We start from the raw sequence: 25,015 nt of genomic DNA on the forward strand, positions 1-25,015 counted from the left end.
CTATGTTAAATAATAGGCAAGGCTCTGCAGGCTGGATGTCACGTCTGCGTAGTGGATGCGCACGTCCCGGTCCGCCCGGATCGTGGTCGGCGCAAAATTGAGAATGCCTTCAATCCCTGCTTCCAATAGAAGGTTGGCCACCGACTGGGCGGCAGATGCCGGTACCGTGATAATCGCCAGCCGGATCTTTTGGCGCTGTACGGTTTCAACCAGCTCTTCCAGCGGCTGAATCGTGATGCCCGCCAGCACTTTTCCGCATTTCGCCGGATCATTGTCAAAGATGGCGGCGATCCGCATGTAATCTTCCACATGCGCATTGTAGTTGCTGATGGCGTGTCCCAAATGGCCCGCTCCGATCAATGCCACCCGAATTTCTTCGTTTAACTTTAAAATCTGCCGGATTTTTTCCACCAGATAGTTGACGTCGTACCCGATCCCTTTTTTGCCGAAATCCCCAAAGGAGGAAAGATCTTTTCTGATCTGCGCCGGATTGACATCCAGATTTTTGCCCATCTGCTGGGAGGACACCGTCGCTACGCCCACTTGCTGCAAGTAACTTAGGTAGCGCAGATAGATCGGCAAGCGACGCACTACAGCTTCCGAAATCTTTTCACTTTTGGCCACGTACGGTCGATCCTCCTTATTTTTTTCGTTTCAAAATGCGGTAATCCTTCCCGTTGGAAAAGATGACAATGGTTCCGTCCTGACTGGTGAGATAGGTCTCCGCCCATGACTCGCCCAGCCGCTCCAGCACTTCTTCCTGGCCCAGGCGGCTCTCATCTTTGGTCTGGGCGGTCAAGATCACGGCCACCTGCGGGTCTACTCTGCTTAAAAACGGCTGCGTCGTGGCCTGGTTGCTGCCTTGATCGGCTACCTTCAGGACAGCCGCCTTCAAGCGCTCCTTATGCTTTTCCAGCAGCCGCCCCTCGGCTTTTTCATTGATCCCGCTGACGAATAAAAACGGCAGCTCCCCGTGCCGCAGCTGGAAGACCAGCGAATTGTCCTGCGGCGAGAGAAACAGCGGCTCGCTGGGATGGAGCACCTCCATCACGACTTCGCTGTCCAATTTGACCACATCTCCGTCAACCACAGTCTGCACATGTTTGCCCGGCCGGAGCATCGTCGCCTTTTGGATGGGCAGCTCGATCAGCTTGGGCAATATCACCTTTTCCATCGGAAAGCGCTCCGCCAAAAAAGCAAAGCCGCCCGCATGCTCCGGCTGATCATTGGTCAGAACGACATACTCCAGCCGGGTGATGCGCCGATCTGTCAATTCTTTAAATAACCGCGGCCAATCTTCGGCACTGCCGGTATCGACCAGCATGTGCTTTCCGCTTGGCAAGCGTATCAATATACTTTCGCCATGCGCCAATTCCAGATAATAAATGACAAGGCCGATAAAGTCACGCTCGTCTTCACTTGCGAACGGGTCCTCCACCTTCACCGTTTTTTGTAAATGGTCGTCGATCGAGCAGCCGGGCAGCAACAAAATCAGGACAGCCATCACCAACAGCCAAGCTCTTCCCGCTTTCCATAGCATTTATTTTATCACCTAGATCCCTGAGAGACTATTGCTTCATTTTATGAGTCAGACAAGGATTGCATGCCCTCCAGATAGGGACGGATCTCTTCGCGCAGCGAAGTCCAGGGACCGGTGCGCACATCAAACGGCGGCAGGGATTTTAAAAAGGAGCGGCCGTAGCGAGATTCAACGATCCGGGCATCGAGTACGATGACGGCACCGCGATCCTCGTGATGGCGGATCAGGCGTCCCACGCCCTGTTTGAACTGGATGACGGCCTGCGGCAATGCCAGCGACATAAAAGCGTTCTTGCCCCGCTCTTTGAGCCTCTCCGCCCGTGCCTGGTAGACCGGGTGATTGGGCGGGGTAAACGGCAGCCGGACGATGACCAGGCAGCTCAAGGCTTCTCCGGGGATGTCCACCCCTTCCCAAAAGCTGCTTGTGCCGAGCAGCACCGTTTTGGCTTCCCGCTGAAAGAGCCGCACCAGCTTGGTCCGGTTATTGCTGTCGATGCCGTGGCCGAGCAGCGTATACCCTTCCTCTCCCAGCTGCTCCTTCATCCCCTGATAAACTTGCCTCAGCATCGAGTAGGAGGTAAACAGGATCATCGTCCGCCCGTTCGCGGCTCGAACCGTATCCACACAGCCTTGAATGACCGCCTCCAGATAATGCTGTTCACTCTCTTTTCCCAGGAGAGGAAGATCGGAAGGGATCAGCAGCAGCCCCTGTTTTTCGTAGGAAAAGGGAGAAGGCAGCAGCAGGGTGCGGACGCGATGCTCCGGGAGCTGGTCCAGTCCCATGCGCTCCAGGATGTAGGAAAAGCTGTCTTTGACCGTCAGGGTCGCCGAGGTGAGGATGACGCTGCGCCGTTCGGCAAACAGAGGCTCCTCCAGGTTGCTCGCGATATCCAGTGGCGCGGCATAGAAAAACACCTGCTTCTTCGGTGTTCGCGATTCAATTTCCATCCAGCTGACGTATTCGTCCTGCGCCTCCAGCAGGAAAAAGTGGATCATCTCCAGAACTGCCTGCCATTCTTTGACCAGTCCGCTCACATCGGTAAACAGGCTGCTCAGTTCGAAAGACTGCTGTTCTCCTGCGGGCATCCGGCGCAGCAGCGCGTCCAGATCGCCCGCAAAGACTCCCATCTCCTCCATGACTCGCCGTGCCGTTTTGCGAATGCGCTCATGCTTGCCGGAAAAGGAGCTGATCCGGTAGCGGACGGTGTCCCGGCCCGTGTCGGAGGTCTCTTCTCCCCGGTCTGCTGCCCACTGGTAGATAAGCTGGGTCAGTTGAAGCGCCTTGTCTCTCAGCGGCGGAAATGCCTTCTGCAGCTTTCCGATCGTCGCGCGGACCTCATCGCGTCCCTCATCCGAAGAATGATCATACAGTTCCTCGGCAAAGCGTTTCAGGAAGCTGCCTTCGGATGGATTGGCCCTGTCCAGCAGGAACAAGAGCTGGGTGGTGGAGAACTGCTTGCCCATGTGGTGCGTCGCCACGTCTTCCAGATGGTGAGCCTCGTCGATGACGACGATGTCATGCGCAGGCAAAATGCGATGTTCGGCCTGCAGGTCGCTGACCAGCAGCGCGTGGTTGACGATCAAGAGGTCGGCTTCATTTGCCTTCTCCCGCGCCTGGAAATAGTAGCAGCGGCTAAACCAGGGACATTTTCGGTGGAGGCATGATTCCGTATCGCTTTTCACCTGCTGCCAATATTGCTGACCCGCCGCAGGCATGCTTAATTCTTCCACATCCCCGGTCTCAGTCTGCGTCAGCCAGGCGACCATCTGCCCTTTGACCATGAGCAGTTCTTGGCTGCTTCCTTCGGTTGCTTCGTCCAGGCTCTGCTCAAATTTGCGCAAGCAGAGGTAATTGCCCCGGCCTTTCAGGGTAGATGCGCGAAAGGAAAAGGGCAAAGACTGCGTCAAGGCGGGGATTTCCTTGTGAAAAAGCTGCTCCTGCAGCTGAATCGTGTTCGTGCTGATGATCACGGGCTCGCCGTGCTGTTTTGCCCAAAGGATGGACGGGAGCAGGTAGGCCAGCGATTTTCCCGTGCCCGTCCCCGCTTCAACCAGCAGGTGGGAGCCCGATTCCATCGCCTCAAAGATCGCCCGCATCATCGATTCCTGCGCCTCTCTGCGCTGGTACCCCGGGAGATTTTGCGCAATGGCGGCCTTCTCCGCGATCATCTGTTCGACCACCTCGTCAAAAGGCGTGGTCACCCGCTCTTCTCGCTTGAGAGAAGCGCGCAGGCGCTCCGGTCTTTTTCGCAAAGCCAGCTGTCTGTAAATGTCCCACTTATCCGACTCCGCAGGCATTTGCCGTCTCCCTGTGGCCGATTCGTCCAGCGGCTGATTTTCTCCGCCGCCCTCCAGCCCCTCCTCCGCAAACCCTTCTACGGATGACCATTTTTTCATCTCGACATACCGAAGCAGCTCGGACAAGTCCGAGCGGAAGGAAGCGACCAGCATCTGCAAGCGCTGGATCGTCACCAATGGCAGCTGCTCCAGAATATCCAGCAGGTGCAAAAATAACCCGGCCGTCGCCATCGCATCGCTGTCAGCCTGATGGGGCCGATCATGTTCGATTTGCAGATCGTCCGCCAATTCCCCGAGCCGATAGCTTCCCTGCATGGGAAGCAAAAAGCGGGAGAGCTCTACGGTGTCCAGCACATATCCGTCAAACGTATAATAGCCCTGGCTCAGCAGGGCTTCTTGCAGGAATTGCAGATCAAAGCTGGCATTATGGGCGACAAAGGTCCGCCCTTCCAACATCGGAAGAAAACGGGGCAGAATCTCCTCCAGGGTGGGAGCATCCGCTACCATCTCGTCGCTGATGCCAGTCAGTTGTTGAATAAAAGGCGGGATCGCCTGTCCGGGATTGATCAGGGTGGAAAATGACTCGGTCACAATACTGTCGTCAATCGTAACAGCACCGATTTGGATGATACTGTCCCCGTGCCTCGGATGGCTCCCCGTGGTCTCAAAATCTACTACGATGAAACGATTCAATCTGTGGTCACCTCGTACGTTCGCGGTCTGTGTTCGTAAGTCCGCTCCCCTACAATTCGGCAAAGACCGGGAAATTTCCTGCTCACGCCTGCTTACGGGTGAAAGAGTTCGCGTTCCGTGGCGGGCTCTCCCAGTTTGTTCGCACACATTTGCAGATAAAACGGGATTTCGCGAAAATGGTCGCTATGCGGCAGCACCCTGCGGAAATACTGCTCGGCGAGCCGCCAATTTTCCTCGGCCATGGCGATCCGTCCGAGGTGGTAGCAACCCAAGGAGCGTACATAGGTGTCCGGATCATCCAGAAAGGGTTTGGCCAATTTTTTGGCTGCCTGGATGTCTCCCATCCATTCGTAGGCGGTAATCATGCCGGACTGAGCCAGACGGTGTTCGCGCTCGGTCAGCAGAATCGCGCGGAATGTTTCCAGCGCTTCTTCCACCCTGCCGTCGAAGAGAAGCATCCAGCCGTAGCTGAATTGAAAGTCGAGCTGATCCGGCGCCAGGCTTATCGCCTTTTTCATCAGGGTCAATGCCCGCTTCGTCCCGGCAATCAGCCAGGTATTCCACGCGAGACCGTGCCAGGTCCAGCCTTCCCGCGGCAAACGCTCGGTCAGAAAATGATAGCATACCTGCGCGCGGTGGTAATTGCCCAGCGACTCGTACAAAGAAGCCATCTCACGCAGCGTCTCGCTGTCCAGATGGCGGCTTGGCAAGCGAAGTGCAGGTGGCGCCTCCCGCTCGGCAGACGGGTCCTGGAGCTGCATCAAGCGCCACGCGCGCAGCCAGAGCATCTGGGCCTCCCAGTCCTGATCCGATTCTTCCAACAGATTCTCCACCGTATCCAGAGCTTCATGGGCTTCGCCGTCCTGCAAATAACACAGCGCCAGATTAAACCACGCATCCCCATGCTTGGGCCGTACGGCGATCGCCTCCCGAAAAGCTTGCGCCGCCTCCAGCCATTGCCCCTCTTCCGCCAGTATGCATCCGATCGCATTGTAGCTGATGGCCGTGACAGACGGAGAGCTGGCCGATCGGCTGAGCAGCCGAAATTCCCGCAGCGCCTCTTCTTTTTTTCCGCAGAACAGCAGACTGTAGCCGTAGTACAGGCGGCCGCTCTCCCAATCCGGTGAGGCTTCCACCAGCTCTTCGAAGCAGCGCTGCGCGTCCTGATACATCCGCAGATGATAGAAGCCTTCCCCTTTTCGGAACATATGCTCGTACTGAAGGTGGGACTGCAGTTCGGCCTCTTTTTGCAGAGCAGTGCCTGCCTTTGCGGGAGCAAAGGCAATAAGGGACTCGCTGTCCCCCGCCTTTTCTTTGCTAGCGATGGCGGTCTCCGGCTCCTTCTGCTCGGGAGATGCTTCGCCCTTTTGCGCTTGGGCGGCTAACCCTTTGGCTTCCTGCAGGATTTCTTCCAAGGAGCTCTCCTGCTCTACTTCATGTCCTTCCATTTTTTTGATCTGCCGAATGGCATAGGACAATTTCTCTTCGAATTGCAGCCACAGATCAACCAGTTTATCGCTAACCTTCCGAAGCTGAAAAAGCTGATCGGCGAGCTGAAGCTTTTCATGCTCGGTGGCGTCTGGCCATTCTCGTTCAATCGTCTCTGCTTTCCGTTGCAGTGTAAGGAACCAATCTTCTAGCTTCAAAAAAAGCCACCCCCTGTGAGGCGTGTGTAGTACTCATTGTCTCACAAGGGATGGGCCTCTATGCAGCGTCGCTGCACTTCCTCTCGGTCAAAGCACAGTCGCGTGCACTTCTTCCGAGAGCAGTTGGGCTATTTTATTATGTTCGTCCATAATCGCTACACGCGGCTGATGACGGCGCGCTTCTTCGTCGCTCATCAGCGCATAGGCGATAATAATCACGATATCTCCCGGCTGCACCAGTCTGGCAGCCGCTCCGTTCAAACAGATGACGCCGCTGCCCGGCTCGCCCTCGATCACATAGGTTTCCAGACGAGCACCGTTGTTGTTGTTTACAATCTGCACCTTTTCATTGGGCAAAATGTCCAGTGCGTCGAGAATCTCCTTGTCGATGGTAATGCTGCCGACGTAATTCAAATTGGCTTCCGTCACAGTAGCTCGGTGAATTTTTGCTTTCATCATCGTACGAAGCACAGTGGAAATCCTCCTCTTCCCCTCTATCATCGGGTCAAGATCATGTTGTCGATCAGCCGCGTGGCGCCGAAGCGGACGGCCAAAGCAACCAGGATCTGTTGACCCGTCCCCGCTGCTTCGACCGGCGTCAGATCGGGGTAGTTCAGTATTTCGATATAATCGATTTGGGCCAGCGGCTCCGCCTCGATCAGCCGCATCATCTCGCTTCTCACTTGCGCGGGAGCCTTATCCTGCGCGAGCAGCTCTTTGGCCATTTGCAGGCTGCGATACAGCACGGCGGCCTGCTTTCTTTCTTCCGGACTCAGATAGACATTGCGCGAACTCATCGCGACCCCATCTGCCTCCCGCACGATGGGACAAGGGATGATCGTCACGGGGACGGACAAATCCCGCACCATTTGCTCGACGACAGCCACCTGCTGGGCATCCTTTTGACCAAAAAAGGCTTCATCCGGCTGAACAATCTGAAACAGCTTCATGACCACCGTCGCCACTCCATCAAAATGGCCGGGACGGGAGCGGCCGCACAGCGGCTCCGATACACCGCTGACCGACACGGTGGTCTTGACCTGCGTCGGGTACATCTCTGCTACGCTCGGCGTAAACAACAGGTCTACGCCAGCCTCGGCCGCGAGACGGCTGTCCCGCTCCAAATCGCGCGGATAGCGCTCATAATCTTCGCTCGGGCCAAATTGGAGAGGATTGACGAAAATGCTCATGACGACAAAATCCGTTCGTTTCTTTGCTTCTTCCACCAGACTGAGGTGTCCCTCATGCAGATAGCCCATCGTGGGGACGAAGCCGATCCGTTTTCCCTGGCGGCGTGCTGCCCGGATCTGCTCGCGCAGCGCTTCGATGGTCTCGATTTGCTGAAGTGTCCGCATCGTCACTGTTCATCCCCTCCCCCGTACAGCCGGGAAATAACCTCTTCTTTGGCGTGAAAGACATGCTCCGGCCCGGGGAACTGACGCTCTTTCACTTCCGCTACATAGCTTTTGATCGCCTCGCGGACCGTATCGCCGATTTCTGCGTAGCGCTTCACAAATTTGGGCTTCAATTGGGAAGCGTAGCCGACGAGATCGTGATAGACAAGCACCTGGCCGTCAACGGAAGGACCTGCGCCGATCCCGATCACCGGGATGTCCAGCCTTGAGGATATCAGAGCGGCCAACTCCTCCGGCACGCATTCCAATACCAGCGCAAAGATTCCTGCTTCCTGCAGCACCTCTGCTTCTTCGACCAGCCGCCTTGCGGACTCCACATCTTTTCCCTGTACCTTGTATCCGCCGAGCTGGTGGACAGCTTGAGGCGTCAGGCCGATGTGGCCCATGACGGGAATGCCCGCCTGCACGCATTTTTTTACGAGCGGAGCCAGCTCGACGCCCCCCTCCATCTTTACAGCCTTGGCGAAGCCCTCTTGCATGAGCCGCCCCGCATTCTTCACGCCTTCCTCCAGCGTGCCATGATAGCTGAGGAAAGGCAAATCCGCCACGACAAACGCTCGTTTGGCCGCTCTCGTCACCGCTTTGGTGTGATGAACCATATCCTCCATGGTAACAGGCAGCGTAGAGTCGTACCCGAGAACCACCATGCCGAGTGAATCTCCCACCAGGAGGATGTCTGCCCCCGCTTCTTCCGCTAGCTTGGCCGATGGAAAATCGTACGCCGTGATCATGGCGATCGGCTCGCTTGCATGTTTTTTTGCACGCAGATCCGCAGTCGTGATCGGTGCCAGGTTGTTTGTCATTCCTCTCCCACCTCTACATGCGCCCCTCGTCCGTGAGACCTGTCAGGAAACAAAAAAACCTTCTCGCCGAAAAGGGAGAAGGTTGTCCACACAAAGAAAAGCCACACGGTTCATGTGTGTCACTGGATTCCCTCTGTCTCGGTCCACACAGGCTCTGAGCAGATTGTTGTCCATAGCATTGCACAATAATCAAAAGAAAAAACTCCATGTTCACCTTGCCGATGAGAGTGCCGTTCGGAAAACCGATACCGCCTCTACCACATGGAGTATACCAGAAAATTTAGGAATTTGCACGATAATTGACATCGGCGGAGTATACCTTGTGCCGTTTGCCTTGGGCGTCCTCCAGGATCAGGACCCCTTCCGCATCGAGGCCAATCGCTTTTCCCTCGAGGGATTGCTGAATCGTGCTGACCGTGATCCATTTGCCAATGGTATAAGAATTCTGCTCCCACTCCGACTTCACACGTTCGAAGCCTTCCCGCAGATAATCGTCGTACTCGCGCTCGAAATTTTCGCAAAAGCGCTGGATAAACCGGGCCCGCTTGAGCTTTTTGCCGGATTCGATCCGCAGAGACGTGGCGATCGACGCCAGTTCTTCCGGGAAATCCTCGCGGGTCATATTGGCATTTAAACCAATACCGATAACCAGGTAGTTGACGCGATCGGACTCGGCATTCAGCTCGGTCAGGATGCCGCTCACTTTTTTGTCTCCGATGAAGATATCATTCGGCCATTTGATCTTGGGCTCCACCCCGGTCTCCTCCCAGATCGTCTTGGCCAGCACGACTGCCGTGAGCAGCGTCATCTGCGGCGTCTTCGGCAGAGGTATCGCCGGTCTGACAATCAGGCTCATCCAGATGCCCGTGCCGCTCGGCGAATGCCAGGGGCGACCAAGACGCCCCTTTCCCCCTGTCTGCTGCTCAGCGATCACCAGCGTCCCCTCCGGCGCCCCTTTGCTGGCCGCTTCATGGGCGAGCGGCTGCGTGGACGGGACGGAATCATGGGCCATCACCACTTGGCCGATCCGGTAGGTATCCAGACCTGCCCGGATCTCCTCGGCGGAGAGACGGTCCGGTGCCGCGATCAACCGATACCCGGATTTGCGCACGGCTTCGATCTCGTAGCCGTCTTTGCGCAGCTCTTCGATATGCTTCCAGATCGCCGTCCGCGAACAGCCGCAGGTCTGGCTCAATTCCTCTCCGGAGATGAATTCTCGCGGTTTTGCGTGGAATGCATTGATGATCTCCTGTTTAATGTTCATATCGGACAACCTCTTTCCTCGCTTCCTCCAGCAAGGCCTCCGGCGTGTTGGGCAGGCGGTGAAACGCCGTCTGCTGCCAGAGATGCTGCAGGATGTGTTGGATCCATTGGCCCGGTTTTTTATCCAGCAGCACGGAGAGCTCTCTTCCGCTGATGGCGAGCTCCTGGATCGATTTTACCTGCATCTGTTCATAGGTCTCCCGCAGCGACCTGGTCACATCCGAAGCCGCGGCGCTGTTATGCCAGCAAGCCTGCAAAATACCGTCCAGTTTCTGACAAAATGCCCAGCCTCTCTGCAGCAAAAGCGATCGCCAGTCGATCTCCCGCGGCTGATCCCAATGCGGGCGGAGCTCTGTCAGACACTCCACAAACGCGCAGATGGTCTCCTTTTCCCGCTTGGACAGCTTGAGCACCTGACATACCTGCCTGGCTTCTTCTGCGCCAAACCCGCTGCCGTACAGCAGCAGCGACCATTTTTGGGTCAGCTCCGCAAGCCGGGGCAGCCGCGGTGCGTGTGGGATCCCAGCGGAGAAGAGCCGGTCAAGCAGCGGCCAGCTCTTCAATGCGGCGGTTTGGCAGAGCAGCGCGACGCCTACGGCCGGGGCCGGGCTGTCGATGATCTTGTGCAGCTCTTCCCGGACGCGCTCGATCGCGATATGGATCAGCAAGCTGGCGGTCTCCTCCATCGCCCGCAGCGTATCCGGCTCGATTTGAAATTGCAATTGCGCGGCAAAACGGGCTGCACGCAGAATGCGCAAGGCATCCTCGCGAAATCGCTCGGCGGGCACCCCTACCGCGCGAATCCAGCCCTGTTTCAAATCATCCAAACCGGCGAAGGGATCCTCCAGTTTGCCGCGAAGATCCATCGCCATCGCATTCATGGTAAAATCACGGCGCATCAGATCAAGCCGGAGCTCCGAAACGAAGCTGACTTCGCTGGGTCTTCGATAATCCTCGTACTTCCCCTCGGTCCGGTAAGTGGTCACCTCGAACAGCATTCCCCCCGATTTGACCGAAACCGTCCCATGCTTCAGCCCGGTAGGCACATGGGCGGGAAACAGCCGCATGACGTCGCCCGGATGGGCATTTGTGCATATATCTATATCGTGCACAGGCCGATTCAGCAGCCAATCGCGGACGCAACCACCGACAAAGTACGCTTCGTACCCGCTGGCTTCCAGCTTTTTCAAGATCTCCTCTGCCAGTTTTTTTGCCACAAGCTACACTCCGTTTTCGTCCGCCTGCAAAAAAGGAGGCGTCATTCATGAGATGGGTCATGGGCTTGACGATCATGATTGCCAAGCTGTTTCAGTTAGCCAAAAGCGGATTTCCCCGCTCTTGAAGCTATCTCGATTGTTGGAGCAGTTCCAGATAAAGCGTTTCGTATTCCGTGGTGATCTTTTCGTGACAAAACGTTTCACAGGAGCGCTCGATGCTGCTGCGGGAAAAACGGGCATACAGCTCCTCATCCTGCAGCAGCAGCAAGGTTTTCTCCGCCAAGCCGGCTACATCGCCGATCGGCCGCAGAAAGCCGCATACGCCATCGAGAACGACCTCGGGCAGACCGCCAGCCACCGTTGCCACGACGGGTACGCCGCAGGCCATCGCTTCCAGCGCGACGAGGCCAAAGCTCTCTTTTTCTGATGGAAGCAGCATGACATCCGCCAGTGAAATCACTTCGGCGACGTCCTCCTGCTTGCCCAGAAAATGAACATCTGCCTCTAGCTTCTTCTCCGCAATCTTTTCACGCACCATGCTCAAATCGGGACCTTCCCCGATCAGAAGCAGTTTGGCGGGCATTTGCGCCCGGACCCGATCGAATACCTCAATCACATCCGGCGTCCGCTTCACCGGCCGGAAATTAGAGATGTGCATGATGATCTTTTCGCCATGGGGGGCAAACATCCGCCTGATCTCGCTCACTTCTTTGGGATAGTAGCGCCGCTTGTCGACGAAATTATAGACCGGGACGATCTGCTTTTCCACATGCAGGAGCTCTTTCGTCTCGCGAATCAGATCGTGGGAGACGGCCGTCACCAAATCGCTTTGCTCAATCCCGAACCGGATCAGGCTGGACAGGCTGGAGTCGTATCCGAGGACCGTAATATCGGTTCCATGCAGGGTAGTGACAATTTTCAAATGGTCGCCCACCATCTGTTTGGCCAAATAGGCGCACAGCGCATGGGGCACCGCATAGTGGACATGCAAAAGGTCCAGCTTTTCCGATCGGGCCACCTGGGCCATCCGATTGGCCAGTGTCAAATCATAGGGCGGATATTTAAACACATCGTAGTGGCTCACTTCCACTTCGTGATAAAAAATGTTGGGATGAAACTTGCTGAGGCGAAACGGCATACTTGACGTAATGAAGTGCACCTGATGCCCGCGCTCCGCCAACAGCTTCCCCAGCTCCGTCGCCACGACGCCGGAGCCCCCAAGTGACGGATAACAAGTAATGCCGATTTTCATATATTTTCTCACCTCTATTATAAGCGGTCCACGACATACGGAACCGAACTGACAAAGCCTTCCGCATAGGCCACACCCGTTTGCTGCCCGAACAGTCGCTCGCGGTAGGAGACCGACTCCAAATACCCGTTATTGAGCGGAGTTGCGACACTGTCCGTCTCCAGCTCAAACTGGCTCCGATAGCAGCGCAGCACATTCATCTTCTCCTCGAAGACGCCGGAAATATCGACGACGATATCCGGTTTTGCCGTCGTGTTGATAAAGTAGTACAACAGCTTCGCCGGACGATAGGCTGGATGAGATTGGCCGGCCGCATACTTGCGAATGCCAGCGGAAAAAACCGCCTCGCGGACGATTCGGCTGACGCTCTCATGATCGGGATGGCGGTCTTGCCAGTAGGGCGCGAGCACCACGCGCGGCTTCGTCTCGCGAATCAAATCGACCACCCGGCTGATCGCCTCCTCTCTCACCCTCTCCAGTCCGCGGTCGGGCAAGCCAAAGTTGTAGCGATGCGCCGCCCCGAGTAGCCGATCGGCGGCCGCCGCCTCACTTTGTCTTCTCTCCACCGTGCCGTTGGAGGAGAGCTCGGCATAGGTCAGATCCAGGATGCCGACACGCTCGCCCCGTTTGGCCGCAAGAAGCAAGGTGCCTGCTGCACCGATCTCCACATCATCGGGATGGGCGCCAATCGCCAGTATATCCAGTTCCTTCATCTTCCTTCACTCCTTGTGCACGACTTCCCGCCAATCCAGCTCCCCGCGCTCCAATGCTTTGAGCAAAATTTCCGCCGTCCCCATGTTGGTCGCAAACGGAATTTTATGAACATCGCAAAGTCTCAGCAGGGCAAGAATATCCGGCTCATGGGGCTGAGCAGTCAGCGGGTCGCGGAGGAAAATGATCAGATCCATCTCATTGCGCGCAATCATCGCCCCGATCTGTTGATCGCCACCCAGCGGACCGGACAAGAACCGGGTCACTGTCAAAGAGGTGGCTTCCATGATCCGCTGACCCGTCGTCCCTGTCGCGAAAAGCTCGTGGTCCTGAAAGATCGTTTCATACGCCATGGCCAATTGGACTATCTCTTCTTTCTTGCGATCATGGGCAATCAATGCTATCTTCACGCAGACCTCTCCCTTGCTGTCGGTAGGATGTAAACGAACGTTTAAATTTTCGTGCTAGCTAGTCGATCAAATGCTCCAGACCGTATATCAACGAATCGAGATTCATGACAGCTTTGATCGCCATATTGACGCCCGGCATAAACGATTCCCGATTGATCGAATCATGGCGAATGGAGAGCGTCTGCCCCGTCGCTCCGAACAATACTTCCTGATGGGCGACCATTCCCGGCAAGCGGACACTGTGTATGCGGAATCCATCGTAGTCTGCCCCGCGCGCACCCGCGATGGTTTCAGTCTCATCGGGATGTCCCTGCTGTTGTTTTTCACGCACAGCCGCAATCATTTCGGCTGTTTTCAGCGCGGTTCCGCTGGGGGCGTCCAGTTTTCGGTCGTGATGCAGCTCGATGATCTCCACATGGGGCATATATTTGGCCGCAATCGCAGCAAATTTCATGCATAAAATCGCCCCGATTGCAAAGTTCGGCGCGATGATTGCCCCGAGTCCCGCTTCTTTATAACGTGCGGTCAAATCTTGCAACTGTTCCGGGCTCAAGCCGGTTGTCCCGACGACGGGCCGGATCTGGCGGCGCAGGCACATTTCCATATGCCGATAGACCGAGTGAGGCGTCGTAAAATCTACCAGCACATCCGGCTTCATCTCGTCGAGCTGACGTTCCAGCTCGGCGTCGCTCACCCGCGTATCCAGCGGGCCTGTATAGATGAGTGTCTGATCCTCGCCGAGCATTTTGACGACTTCTTGTCCCATTCGTCCAGATGCTCCTGCTACGGCAACGCGAATTTGTCTGTTCATCGTCATTGGCTCTCCTCGATTCTTGTCCACCGATCTTTGTCACGGGTGTTGAATTTGTGCATAATACGATCAAACGCCTCTTGCAAATCGATTCCGAGCGAATTGGCAAAACAAAGTACAATAAAGAAAACGTCGCCCAATTCCTCCTCGACCGTTTTCGCGTCCTCGTCCTTTTTCTTTGGCTTTTCACCGTAGTAGTGATTAATCTCCCGAGCCAATTCGCCCACTTCTTCTGTCATGCGGGCCATCATGGCCAGTGGAGAAAAATAGCCTTCCTTATACTGCGATATGTATTGATCCACTTCTTGCTGGATTTCCTCCAGAGTTTTTCGCTGATTCATCGGGTCACTCCTTTGCAGCCTTCATTTTTCCATTCTCTTTATCGTAACCGATCTACTGCCGTTTGCCAAATCTGAAAATCTCTCTGCTGGGGACATATGGACATTTCCAGCGGCGTTCCATTATAATGGCAGTCGTATACACCTGGACGGTCACCTGACCACACATCGGGATTTTTGGGGCTTAAGCCCGTAGGGGGAATTACTTGATGAAACTTCGGCTGAAAAGCGTAATCGCCATCATCATCGGGTCTGCTATCATGGGATTCGGCATCAATGCATTTAACATCCCAAACAATTTAGCCGAAGGCGGTATTACCGGGATCAGCATCCTCTTAAAGCTACTCTTTCCTGTCATTGACCAAGGGCTTGTTTTCTTCGTACTGAATATTCCTTTGTTCATTCTCGGCTGGAAGGTGTTAGGCCGAACTTCTTTTATTTATACCATTATGGGAACGGTGTCCCTGTCGCTCTTCCTCTCTTTATTCGAAGGCCTCTATCCTATGCCGATGGAGGACCGTCTGCTCGCCTCGCTCTTCGCCGGGGTCGCGGTGGGCATCGGGCTGGGAATCATCTTCCGGTATGACGGTACCACAGGCGGCGTCGATATTATCGCCCGCTTGCTGCAAAAGTACATGGGCATCAGCATGGGCAGAACCCTTTTCTTTGGCGACATGCTGGTGATCGCCGCCTCCCTGGTTTACTTGAATCTCGAAAGTGCGATGTACACGCTGGTCGCGGTCTTCATCGCCGCGCGAGTCATCGATTTCTTCCAGGATGGCGCCTACGCCGGAAAAGCGCTGACGATTATTTCGAACCACGCGGATGACATTGCCAAGCAAATTCTCGAACTGGGCCGCGGCGTCACCCTGCTTGCCGGAATAGGCGCTTTTTCCGGCGAAGAGAAAAAAGTGATCTACGTGGTCGTCAGCCGCAATGAAGTGATGCGTTATAAATCGATTGTCCAAGGCATCGATCCGCATGCCTTCGTCATCGTCAATGATGTCCATGAGGTGCTGGGAGAAGGCTTTACGCTTGACGAGAACAAGCAGCCCCTTCGCGAATAAACGGCACATTCAGTATCGAAACCCATACAGCATCGCATCCAAACCAAGCACAAAAAAACAACACCTCGAAAGCTGCTATCCAGCCGGCAGGTGTTGTTTTGCTTTGCCCATATCCATCTACGAGACCGTTCGAAACTGCCCCTTGTACTTTTTCCACGCGACGTAACCGAGAGCCATCACCACTGCGGTCAAGACGCTCAACATCATTCCCGCAGGGGAATCGCTCATGATCAGGGAGGCGAGCGTGCTCCTGTCCTCTCCGATGAAAGCCGTCTGCGTGCTTGCTTGCAGCTCCCGCAGGTAACTCCTCACCTGATTCCATTCGATTTTGCTGTTTCGAATTTCCTTGGAGATCGCGTCATAGGCCGCGTCCATTCTCTTCAGCTGCCCCTCCGCGACGTGTATCGTCATCGCCGGGCGAATGGCTAGGTACAAGCGAGAATTTTCTTCAAACTGCTCCCGAAAATGTGCATAGTCCCGCTCGACCGCCGCCAACAGCAAATCGTGAAGCTGCGAAGAAAAGGAAGAGTAGTATCCGCGCCACATCGGCTGATGGTCATGCGTAAGCGCGTCGACGACCACCCGTACGCGTGTCGCATCCCAAAGCAGCTGCTGTTCGCTGATAGACTTGCTGTTCAAGTTGTTTCGAGCCGCCAAGATGGATTGGGTGACGGCGTTCAGGCTCTCGATCCGCAGGGTTTGCGGCAGCTTTTGCTTAGGAAACTTCTCCGCAAGCAGGAGAATCTGCTGCTGCGCGTCTTCCACATCCCCTTTTTTTGCCGCGAGCAAGAACCGATGAGCTATTTCATCCAGCTCGGCAAGCTGCTGTACCTCCGCCGGCCTGCCAAGTTTGGTGACCAACGTATGAATCGGCCAGGAAAGCAAGAGGCCGATCACCAGGAAGAACAGCAGAAACCGGATGTTTTTCTTCAAGACAAACCCCCCCTTCCCTTAGTACAACCTATGGAAAGGAGGACGTGACTAGAACTTGTTTCTGTTTCTGCCGAATCGCATATTGGCGAACCAAATCACCGCGATGGACGCGATACTGAGCATCACCGTGCAAAAGCCGACGGTACCTGTATAGGGCACGAGGACACTGGGCAGCCAAGGATGGATGTCCATCACATAATCGAGGAAATCATTGTTTAATGTCCACAGCGCTGCAATCCCCACCGGGAGCCAGCTCAATTTGTAAAAGCGCGCGTATAGCACAGATTCGGCAGCCATTCCTGTATGGGAGATGAGCAGCATGACATCCGTCCAGCGTATGGGATTCCCCATCATCCAACCCGCGAGGATAATCCCCACAGCCCATACTCCGTATTTAAAATTGGTAATGCCAGCAAGAGCCTCCAACACAGGAATGTGGCGTCCCATTAAATATGTCAGCAGCACCAGGGTAAACAGACCGCTGCCTGTCGGGCTGTCCGGTACGAACAGGCGCAGATACGCCGGGGTCTCGGCCAGTTGATTGCCGTACCAGATGAATCCGTATATGGTTCCGAGCAGGTTGACGACAAACAGGGTCCAGAGAAACCATCTCTTCCCTAGTGACTGCCAAAACCACTCCCATAACAAGCTCATGAAAATCGTCTCCCGCTATATTCGCCTCTAAAGAAAAAGCTGACCGAACGTCAGTCAGCTTTTCCGTATTAGCTTATTTCAAGGATGCCAGGTATTCGGCCAGCTTTTGGATTTCTGCTTCATCCTTAATCAGACCGCCAGGCATTTGTCCCTTACCGTTTTTGATCACATCAGCAATTTGTGTGGCGTCCAGAGTAGCCCCGATCTTTTGGAGATTGGGTCCCATGCCGCCTTCCAGGCTCTTGCCGTGGCAGCCCATGCAGCTTGTTTGCGCAGTCCAGATCGCATCCGCTTTGAAGCTGGTGTCTGCTGGCGCTGCAGGTGCTGCTGCGTGGTTGCCGCCACCGCCGCTGCCGCCTTTGCTCGCGGAATGCTTCAGCGAATGCTCATGGTCAGCAGCCCAAGTCAGGTAGAAGATCCCGACCAAAGCCGTCAGCATCAAGCCAGTAGCAACCGGACGACGGGACGGACGGCGTTCGCTGCCGGCATCAAGCCAAGGAGCCAGCATCAGAGCACCGAAAGCGATACCCGGGATGACCACTGTACCGAGGACGACCCAGTCCCCTGCAGCCCAAGGATACTTGAGCAGCTGGTAGAGGAACAGGAAGTACCAGTCCGGCAGCGGGACGAAAGATGTGTCATTCGGGTTTGCCAGGTCGGTCAGCGGCGACGGATGGGATACCGTCAAAACCAAGAAACCAACGAGACAAACCGCCGCCACCATCCACTCTTTCAGCAGGAAGTTCGGCCAGAAAGGCTCTGTTTTTCCCGGAAAGTCCGAGTAGGATGGAGCGATGTTTGGGATACGCTTCGCCGATATCCGGGAGTCTCCGACGAAGGTAGCATCTTTATCGTGTTTAGCCATGCTATTGCCTCCTTAGTATCGAAAACTCTTATAGTGGACCGGAAATACCTTGTGCGCGAATCATGACGAAGTGAGCTCCCAAAAGTCCAAGCAGTGCGCCTGGCAGGAAGAACACGTGGATGGCGAAGAAGCGGGACAGGGTTGTCGCCCCTACGATATCGCCGCCCGTCAGCAGTGTCTTCGCATAAGGGCCAATCAGCGGTACGGAGTTTGCGATCTCCAGACCTACCTTGGTCGCGAAGTACGCTGTGTTATCCCAAGGCAACAGATAACCGGTAAATCCAAGACCGAGCATGACGAAGAAAATAAGTACGCCGACTACCCAGTTCAATTCACGCGGTTTTTTATACGCACCGGTAAAGAAGACACGCAGCGTATGTAGGAACATCATAACGATGACCAAGCTGGCACCCCAGTGGTGCATACCACGCACGATAACCCCGAAAGCGACTTCATTTTGCAGGTACTTTACAGACTCGTACGCGTTGATGATGTCTGGCACGTAGTACATGGTCAGGAACATCCCAGACAAAATTTGAATGACGGTGATAAAGAATGTAAGGCCGCCAAAGCAATAAACAAAGGCAGAGAAGTGGTGAGCAGGGTTTACGTGCTCAGGCACTTCATGGTCCGCCAAATCACGCCACATCGGGGTGATGTTTAATCGCTCATCGACCCAGTCATACATTTTTTGCATCATGTTAGCCACTCACCCCCGGACGTGGATTTGGTTTCAGTTTGCCCAGATAGAGCTTGCCGTCTTTTACTTCCGTCTCGTATTCATCGAGGGATGCAGTCGGCGGAGTATTCAGGATGTGTGCCCCTTCGATATTGTAGCGTCCGAGGTGGCACGGGCAGAAGTATTCGTTCGGATGTCCTGCCGGGTCATTCCAGTTTACTGTGCACCCCAAGTGCTTACAGATCGGGGAAAGAGCAAGAATTTCGCCCTTCTCGTTTTTGGTAATCCATGCAGACAATGTGGAATCGGACTCATACCAACCGTCCTTGGTATGGACCTTAAATTCGACACGCTTCGGCTCTGGGCCAAATTCATCTACACTTCCAACCGCTACTGTATCTCCACCCGCATGGCCCTTGAGCAAGGGGTCGACCGCAAAACGGATCATAGGTGTGATCATACCCGCAGCAAGGAACCCGCCAGTTCCCATGAGTGCGTAGTTTAGAAATGTTCGTCTGGAAATCTCCTGTTTGTCGCCCATCTCTATTTTCCCTCCTTATCCTGTAGAATCGCACAACGATGGCTTTTTCAATACATATACACTAGGTCAATCCCAATCATAGCTAACGCCCAAAAAGATGTCAAGAATGTCCAAGGGACGTGCCGCTTGGCAATCCCGTCCGTCAAACATATTGTTGCCATTTTGTCAAAAATGACAGCAGAGAATGAGCTGTTTTCTCCGTTTCCTCTATTTCCCCTGCCAGATTCGGATGATTTCTTGTGAAAAAATATCAGCTGTGACCTCGAAACGGAGGGCGGATTCCAGATCTTCTTCCCCCACTGTCAAAACAGTCACATTCTCTGCCTCTACTTTTAGCTGCTCTCCCGGAAACTGCAGGCAGACACAGTGTTTGAACTCCTTTGGAAACTGCTGCGGCCTAGCCGCTTCGCCCAGCTGATAGCAGAGAGGGAACAGCAGCACTCTCCCTTTCAGTTTTTGCTCGATGGCGGCTCCCAGATTCATCAGATAGCTCATGCGCAGCACCTGTTTGGGGAGCTCCATCTCAGTCCGGTACAAATAAAGAGGGAGCAGCGCAGTATCCACATAGGGCTGCAGCTCCTCCCATTTTTCCATTTCCTGCAGATTCCATTGCATAAGCCGTCCCCTCTTTCCCTAGCCTTTTGGAAACTAGCGTAACACGAATTCTGCAAAACAAGCAACGATACTTCTTTTACGCGCTCACGCCTTTTCGTAGGCCATGATTTCGCGCAATTCTCCCGTCAGTTGCAAAAACCGCTCTTTGTTCTTTTCCGCGAGGGCATCGTCGATCTCCTGATACAGCGTTCTCTTTCGATATAGACGGACTTGTTCATCGATCAGCATTTCGGACAGCAAGCCCGACACGAGCTGATTGTTGCTTCCGTAGGTATTGGAATAAAAATTGGCCCATTCCATGTACATCCCTCACTTCAATAAAATGGTAGTATCTGTAAATCCATTGTATTTGCGAAGCCATGATTGGCTGGCATAGGTCCCCGAGTAGATCCACTCTCCGTCGTGTACCTGTCCGACTCGAATCAAACCGAGATGTACCATCATTTTTAAAATTCGATTGACGAGAATATTTTGAGGTTCGTCGTAGTAAAAGGGTCGTATCCAGGGAAGCAGGCTGCGCGAAAACTCTCTCTGGGATACCCAGCCTTGCGAGGCCATCATGGGGATCAGCTGCACCAGCATGGGCAGATTGGGAATCGCCCGCTTGTACAATCTCATCCAAAACCGGATCACCTCATGGTAGAGTGTGTCGCCGTGCAGCGCGTCGCCACTCGGGGTTTGCAGCCGCTCCAGACCGGCTTCGGTCAGCATCACCTGGCCCGGCACTTCCTCGATCCATCGCTGGTAATAACAGAAGTCATAGATCAGCGAAAAGCGGTCCGGATAGAGATCGAAGTGAAGCCCGTACCCAAAGCGCCAGCGCTGGGGCGCGAGCGGCTCCTCCTTGATTTGCAGAAATTGCAGCAGCTGCTGCTGGTATCGCTTGTACATGCTGCCGTCTGCCGTCAGCGGCACAGGCTCTCGCTGTAGGAATTGCAAAAATTGCATGATATCGTCAACCAGTGCTGTCCCTTCATCCCGATACGCTTCCGGCTCGGCCGCAAAGGGCTCCGCCTCGTTCTGCCATCGGAGCAGCCAAGCCTGCAAAAGCGGCTCTCGAATATCATGGGGCACCTGGTATTGTCCGACGGCTTTTGTTTTGGCGGGAAAAATCCAGCCGCGCTTCATCGCTTTCGCTATGTATGTACGGGCTTCCTCCTGTTTTCGCTCCTTCTTCGCTTCCAGTGCGACTCCCGCCTTGGCGAGCAGATCTTCAAGGGACATTTGCGTACGCTTGTCCAGAAAAAGGAGCAGAAAAAAATGCGTCTCTTCGCGTGACAGCTGCTCGATCTCCTTGGCGATCGTCCCTTTGTGGCGCAAATTGGACAAGAGTGTCGTAATCAATTCATTTTTCGAGTTGGGATTGCATTCACATCCATAGTGGCTGGCCATTTGGTGAAGCTGCCTGATGTCGGTATACACCATTATCTCAGCCAAGTTCATCTGGGCATCCCTTCCTTAGCGAAGGTTTTTGTTACCCACCATTCTTGCCAAATTCCAGCAAAATAAACAGGAAGCCACGAATGTGACTTCCCCAACGTCCTCGAACTTATTCCGTTTCTTCCGTACTCCATTGATCCAGCAATTTTTGGTAGGTTTTTGCATCCTCGTACCGACCCGCTTGTGTGAGCAGGGCGACCAGCCTGCGGATTTGATCAAGATCAAAGCCGGACAGCTCCACGTACTGTTCCAGCGCATCAATCGATTTTTCCGTCTTGCCCATGGACAGATAAATATCGGCAGCGAGCGGATAGGCGGCGACATATTCCTCATCCAATGCCAGCAAATTGCCGACGTAGCCCGCGGCTTCCTCGATATGCCCGGTATGAAAAGCCATCATCGCACAGCCGTACAGAACCTCGGCCGATTGTTCGTGTGCGGACGCTTGCCGGTACAGATGATAGGCCTGCTCAAAATCGCCGTTCTGGGCCAGAACACGCGCTTTGGAGAGGAGCAGATCGACACTTTGCCCGCCCGCGTCTTCCAGGATCTGCATCGCTTCTTCGTCCTTGCCGATCTGAAAATACATGTTGCCGAGCGCGGTCAGGATCTCCTTGTTGCCGGGATCCTTCTGCCGCGCCATCTCCAGGTATTTGATCGCCACCTCATCCAGCCCCTGCATCGAGTACAGGTCGGTCAGCAAGAGATCGAGGCGGATACTCTCCTCCCCTGCTTCCTTTAGGTCGTAGAGGATGCTTTGCGCGGTGTCAAAATCATTGCCATCCAGCGCGATTTCGGCCAGCAGCATTTGATACTCCTGTTTCAGCGACGTCTCCAGCTCGCGGTGTTTCTGCAGGATGTCGCGAATCAGACTCTCCGCTTCGTCCAGATGGCCAAAGCGATACCACACTTCAGCCAGGTAGAGCATCACCTCCGGCAAATCCTTCCCGTGCTTCTGCACTTTTTTCAACGCTTGCAGCCCCAGCTCCAGCTCGTCGTTTTCGATACGTTTGATCGCCTCGTCGATCACATAGAGCCATTGTTTTGTCATGTCGTTCACCTCATATGTATGGTCGTACTGCTTATTATAGAGCAAATCGCCGATGAGTTGCGAAAAGACCGTCCGAAGACGGTCTTTTTCGATCAGGCCCGCGTAAACCAACTCATGGTGAGAACGGTGACCAGGATACCGAATACACTGAGCACCATTCCGTAATTGGGGCCATCTGTTTCGCTTGTCCCGTGCCTTCCATCCAGCGGAATGATGGAGGCGGTGGCGGAGGCCAATGGCTGTCCCTCCGATACCAATGGCTCCGATTCGACGATGTACGTACCATCCTCTGATTGCATCGACGAAGTGACGACCTGAGCATGCTTGCCCATGGCCAGAACTTCATTGCCAATCAAGAGGGAGTTCGCTTGTTCTGCATTGCTCGAGTTTACGTAGAGCGTAAACGTGCAAAGCATCAGCAAAATGGCAGCTGCACTCGCACCGATCCGGCGCATTCTGGCAGTAACGGCGAATACCTTTCGGCCGATCGGGATCGCCCATTTCTCTTCGGAGAGGATGCGCGCCATCACCGCGTCCACGATCGACTGGGTCGGCGTGATCGCATGGTAATTCTCTTTGTCCGTCTCCATCCAGTCGCTGCTGTCCTTCCAGAGCTCATAGTCGGAACGGCAGCTTTTGCAGTTTGCCAAATGAAGATCAATTCGCCGCCGTGTCATTTCGGGCAGCAATCCATCCGCGTAGTCCGGCATTTTATCTTGGACATCTTCACATTTCATCATCGATTCATCCCTTCAGCTTCATCCAAATGAGGTTCGAGGATGTAGGCTTCCAACTGAGTCTTGATGCTCTGCCGTGCCCGAAACAACAGAGACTTCACCGAACTGACCGTCAGATCAAGAATCGTGGCAATCTCATTGTAGTCCATCTGCTCGTACTCTCGCAGGATGAGGGCGGAGCGCTGCTTTTCAGGCAGGTTGTTGATGGCCAGGCGGACGAGATGCTCCCGCTCGTTGCGGAGCAGCACCTGTTCCGGCAAGCGTTCAAAGGACGCAAGCGGCACCTGCAAGGTATCTTCGAGATACACATCTGAGTTGCGGCTTTTGCGCAGCTCACTGAGAACAGAATTTCGAGCGATGGTATAGAGCCAGGTGGAGAAGGTCGCTTCTACATCACGAAATGAATGAATGCTTTTGTACGCCTTGTAGAACGTCTCTTGGCATATGTCTTCCGCCATGTGCTCCAAATGAGCCTGACGCAGCAGATGAGTGACGAACGCCAGGATCTTTCGTTCGTAACGACGTATCAGCTCAGCATAGCATTCTAGATTTCCTTCTTTGATTTCGCGGATAAGCTGGGAATCGGTCATGTCCAGGATTACCTCCTTGCGATTCCGATCCCTCCGCAGTCTTTGTATGTTTAGACTGCCGGGGATGTAAAAAGTTGCGCGGACCTGACGAACATTTCCACGTCAGAAATCAAAAACTTTTACGAAAAAACCCCCAGTGGTGGGGTTACATCACAAAGCTATACGGCTTGGTGTGCAAGAGGCAACGTCCCATTCCTATCATAGGGGAAAATTGCTCTCCATGTAAAATCCACTTTCCGTTCGACATAACAGAAGTTGGAAGACGAATTTCGCTAAATTTGAGAATAGTGGATAGATCAAATTTTGTCAACCATTGTTCTTTTTTCAGGAATAATAGATCGGCATCTGCTCCCAGCGTGATCGATCCCTTCCGGGGATACAGCCCCATCGCCTTGGCTGTATTGGTCGCGCAGAGCTTTACCAGAGCGCTGAGCAGCTCCTCCCCCCTGCATCGCATGCGCCTCGGATCGATGTGGACACTATCCAGTCCAGCCATCACCGAGAGCGGCTGGAAGGGAGTATGGATAAAGGAGCGGAGTGCCTGATCGCAGGTGACCCCTTCCGCTTGATACAGATGATAGAAGCTGTGTTCCTCCTCCACTGGCAAATCTCCCTCTGCCTGAATCCACGTCCGAATCTGCCAGTAGCGGCAGCGGTGCAGCCAGAGGCTGGAGATTCTCTTCCTCTCTTCTCGGGAAAATCCGCTCTCTTCAGGTACAGCGAGAGTAAGCAGCACCTTATAAGACGTAAGCGTAGGGGAAAGCGTTTCCCAGTCCAGGCGAAAAATTTCTTCGGGATGCCGGATGCGGACCCGTATGATGCGGTAGCCTTCCGCGCATAGCTGGCGCAGCAGATGGTTGTCCAATAGAGGGGCGGAGACCTCCACCATCAGTGTGTAATCAATCATACTATTATAATGAATGACGCTTTGGTACCTGCGCTGCGCTGCATTTCGCCAGGGACGGAGCGGCAGCATTTCTGCCTTGCAGGTATAGCCAAAGGCGACCAGATTCCGTTCGGCCGCAAGATAGTCGGTCTTCTTTCTCTGTTTCACCACAGGGGTATCCGGCATGGCGACAAAACCGGGCAAAACATACATGCCCGTGGCGTCCCACTCCTGCACCCCGCCTTTTTTGCCGATTCGCTTTGCTCCCAATACATCCTTCGCGATCCGGATGATCTTTCCGCCGCGGATCCACAGGTCCCGTTCCATCATGCCGTTTGCCGTTACGATCGTTCCATTTCGGATCACGGTCTCTTCCATCGTCATAGCTCGTCCCTCCCCCATCCGTAGATGGACGCTCTTCCAGTAGGAGCATATGCATGGCAGCGAAAAAAAGTACCGCTTCGTGTTGAAGATCGCCGATTCCGGCAGTTGGGAGCAGGTGGCCATCTCTATTTGAACAAAAAAAAGACCGCCGGAATGAAAGCGCATTCAAAACGGCGG

The 25,015-nt window shown here is 54.5% G+C and carries 27 protein-coding genes; 1 reads left to right on the forward strand and 26 read right to left on the reverse strand.

The window, feature by feature from the left end; translation table 11 throughout:
• The 14 genes from JD108_RS12205 to JD108_RS12270 form a co-directional block, all read right to left on the reverse strand.
• Positions 1-624: a redox-sensing transcriptional repressor Rex gene (locus JD108_RS12205; protein WP_198826352.1), complete on the reverse strand. Its 624-nt coding sequence runs from the start codon at positions 622-624 to the stop codon at positions 1-3.
• Between the two features lie 16 nt (positions 625-640).
• Entirely contained in the window at positions 641-1,540 is a 900-nt protein-coding gene (locus JD108_RS12210) for a ComEC/Rec2 family competence protein (RefSeq protein ID WP_198826353.1), read from the reverse strand.
• Between the two features lie 41 nt (positions 1,541-1,581).
• The gene (locus JD108_RS12215; RefSeq protein WP_198826354.1) at positions 1,582-4,530 is read right to left on the reverse strand and encodes a helicase C-terminal domain-containing protein; all 2,949 of its coding nucleotides are present in this window, start codon (positions 4,528-4,530) and stop codon (positions 1,582-1,584) included.
• 92 nt (positions 4,531-4,622) lie between these two features.
• On the reverse strand, positions 4,623-6,176 hold the full coding sequence (locus JD108_RS12220) for a tetratricopeptide repeat protein (RefSeq protein ID WP_198826355.1): 1,554 nt from the start codon (positions 6,174-6,176) through the stop codon (positions 4,623-4,625).
• A gap of 87 nt (positions 6,177-6,263) precedes the next feature.
• Positions 6,264-6,647 carry an aspartate 1-decarboxylase gene (gene panD / locus JD108_RS12225; protein WP_198826356.1) on the reverse strand — a complete coding sequence of 128 codons (384 nt, stop codon included), beginning with the start codon at positions 6,645-6,647 and terminating at the stop codon, positions 6,264-6,266.
• A gap of 26 nt (positions 6,648-6,673) precedes the next feature.
• Positions 6,674-7,531 (reverse strand): pantoate--beta-alanine ligase, encoded by an 858-nt coding sequence (gene panC, locus JD108_RS12230; protein ID WP_198830098.1) that lies wholly within the window; start codon positions 7,529-7,531, stop codon positions 6,674-6,676.
• A 2-nt stretch (positions 7,532-7,533) separates the two neighbouring features.
• A complete protein-coding gene (panB, locus tag JD108_RS12235) occupies positions 7,534-8,394 on the reverse strand; it encodes a 3-methyl-2-oxobutanoate hydroxymethyltransferase (RefSeq protein WP_198826357.1) in 861 nt (286 codons plus the stop codon).
• A 280-nt stretch (positions 8,395-8,674) separates the two neighbouring features.
• A complete protein-coding gene (locus tag JD108_RS12240) occupies positions 8,675-9,658 on the reverse strand; it encodes a biotin--[acetyl-CoA-carboxylase] ligase (protein WP_198826358.1) in 984 nt (327 codons plus the stop codon).
• The gene (locus tag JD108_RS12245) at positions 9,648-10,874 is read right to left on the reverse strand and encodes a CCA tRNA nucleotidyltransferase (RefSeq protein WP_198826359.1); all 1,227 of its coding nucleotides are present in this window, start codon (positions 10,872-10,874) and stop codon (positions 9,648-9,650) included. The genes JD108_RS12240 and JD108_RS12245 overlap by 11 nt, the downstream gene beginning before the upstream one ends.
• A 127-nt stretch (positions 10,875-11,001) precedes the next feature.
• Complete coding sequence (bshA, locus tag JD108_RS12250; protein ID WP_198826360.1) at positions 11,002-12,126, reverse strand: N-acetyl-alpha-D-glucosaminyl L-malate synthase BshA; 1,125 nt, start codon at positions 12,124-12,126, stop codon at positions 11,002-11,004.
• Between the two features lie 17 nt (positions 12,127-12,143).
• Positions 12,144-12,839 (reverse strand): bacillithiol biosynthesis deacetylase BshB1, encoded by a 696-nt coding sequence (gene bshB1, locus JD108_RS12255; protein WP_198826361.1) that lies wholly within the window; start codon positions 12,837-12,839, stop codon positions 12,144-12,146.
• Between the two features lie 6 nt (positions 12,840-12,845).
• Positions 12,846-13,247, reverse strand: a complete 402-nt coding sequence (locus JD108_RS12260; protein WP_198826362.1) for a methylglyoxal synthase — start codon at positions 13,245-13,247, stop codon at positions 12,846-12,848.
• 58 nt (positions 13,248-13,305) lie between these two features.
• Positions 13,306-14,058, reverse strand: coding sequence for a 4-hydroxy-tetrahydrodipicolinate reductase (gene dapB / locus JD108_RS12265; RefSeq protein ID WP_198826363.1), 753 nt, complete (start codon positions 14,056-14,058; stop codon positions 13,306-13,308).
• A gap of 2 nt (positions 14,059-14,060) precedes the next feature.
• Positions 14,061-14,399 (reverse strand): nucleotide pyrophosphohydrolase, encoded by a 339-nt coding sequence (locus JD108_RS12270; RefSeq protein ID WP_198826364.1) that lies wholly within the window; start codon positions 14,397-14,399, stop codon positions 14,061-14,063.
• A gap of 206 nt (positions 14,400-14,605) precedes the next feature.
• On the opposite strand from JD108_RS12270, the gene JD108_RS12275 reads away from it, so the two are divergent.
• Positions 14,606-15,463, forward strand: coding sequence for a YitT family protein (locus tag JD108_RS12275; protein WP_198826365.1), 858 nt, complete (start codon positions 14,606-14,608; stop codon positions 15,461-15,463).
• A 117-nt stretch (positions 15,464-15,580) separates the two neighbouring features.
• Here the strand turns inward: JD108_RS12275 and JD108_RS12280 are convergent, their stop codons facing one another.
• From JD108_RS12280 to JD108_RS12335, 12 genes are all read right to left on the reverse strand, one after another.
• Complete coding sequence (locus JD108_RS12280; RefSeq protein ID WP_198826366.1) at positions 15,581-16,396, reverse strand: sporulation protein YpjB; 816 nt, start codon at positions 16,394-16,396, stop codon at positions 15,581-15,583.
• Between the two features lie 48 nt (positions 16,397-16,444).
• Entirely contained in the window at positions 16,445-17,050 is a 606-nt protein-coding gene (locus JD108_RS12285; RefSeq protein WP_198826367.1) for a DUF1405 domain-containing protein, read from the reverse strand.
• Between the two features lie 73 nt (positions 17,051-17,123).
• Positions 17,124-17,915: a menaquinol-cytochrome c reductase cytochrome b/c subunit gene (locus tag JD108_RS12290; RefSeq protein ID WP_198826368.1), complete on the reverse strand. Its 792-nt coding sequence runs from the start codon at positions 17,913-17,915 to the stop codon at positions 17,124-17,126.
• Between the two features lie 28 nt (positions 17,916-17,943).
• Entirely contained in the window at positions 17,944-18,615 is a 672-nt protein-coding gene (gene qcrB, locus JD108_RS12295; RefSeq protein ID WP_198826369.1) for a menaquinol-cytochrome c reductase cytochrome b subunit, read from the reverse strand.
• A 1-nt stretch (position 18,616) separates the two neighbouring features.
• Positions 18,617-19,135, reverse strand: coding sequence for a Rieske (2Fe-2S) protein (locus tag JD108_RS12300; RefSeq protein WP_198826370.1), 519 nt, complete (start codon positions 19,133-19,135; stop codon positions 18,617-18,619).
• A 207-nt stretch (positions 19,136-19,342) separates the two neighbouring features.
• A complete protein-coding gene (locus tag JD108_RS12305) occupies positions 19,343-19,750 on the reverse strand; it encodes a DUF2487 family protein (RefSeq protein WP_198826371.1) in 408 nt (135 codons plus the stop codon).
• Between the two features lie 84 nt (positions 19,751-19,834).
• Positions 19,835-20,050, reverse strand: a complete 216-nt coding sequence (locus tag JD108_RS12310) for an IDEAL domain-containing protein (RefSeq protein WP_198826372.1) — start codon at positions 20,048-20,050, stop codon at positions 19,835-19,837.
• A 9-nt stretch (positions 20,051-20,059) separates the two neighbouring features.
• Complete coding sequence (locus JD108_RS12315; protein ID WP_198826373.1) at positions 20,060-21,193, reverse strand: hypothetical protein; 1,134 nt, start codon at positions 21,191-21,193, stop codon at positions 20,060-20,062.
• Positions 21,194-21,299: 106 nt separating this feature from the next.
• The gene (locus tag JD108_RS12320; RefSeq protein ID WP_198826374.1) at positions 21,300-22,241 is read right to left on the reverse strand and encodes a tetratricopeptide repeat protein; all 942 of its coding nucleotides are present in this window, start codon (positions 22,239-22,241) and stop codon (positions 21,300-21,302) included.
• 92 nt (positions 22,242-22,333) lie between these two features.
• Positions 22,334-22,981, reverse strand: coding sequence for a zf-HC2 domain-containing protein (locus tag JD108_RS12325; protein WP_228728132.1), 648 nt, complete (start codon positions 22,979-22,981; stop codon positions 22,334-22,336).
• On the reverse strand, positions 22,978-23,568 hold the full coding sequence (locus JD108_RS12330; protein WP_198826375.1) for an RNA polymerase sigma factor: 591 nt from the start codon (positions 23,566-23,568) through the stop codon (positions 22,978-22,980). The genes JD108_RS12325 and JD108_RS12330 overlap by 4 nt, the downstream gene beginning before the upstream one ends.
• A gap of 145 nt (positions 23,569-23,713) precedes the next feature.
• Positions 23,714-24,838, reverse strand: coding sequence for an amidohydrolase family protein (locus JD108_RS12335; RefSeq protein ID WP_198826376.1), 1,125 nt, complete (start codon positions 24,836-24,838; stop codon positions 23,714-23,716).
• Between the last annotated feature and the right edge of the window lie 177 nt (positions 24,839-25,015).

This window comes from Brevibacillus composti (genome assembly GCF_016406105.1).
Lineage (GTDB): Bacteria > Bacillota > Bacilli > Brevibacillales > Brevibacillaceae > Brevibacillus > Brevibacillus composti.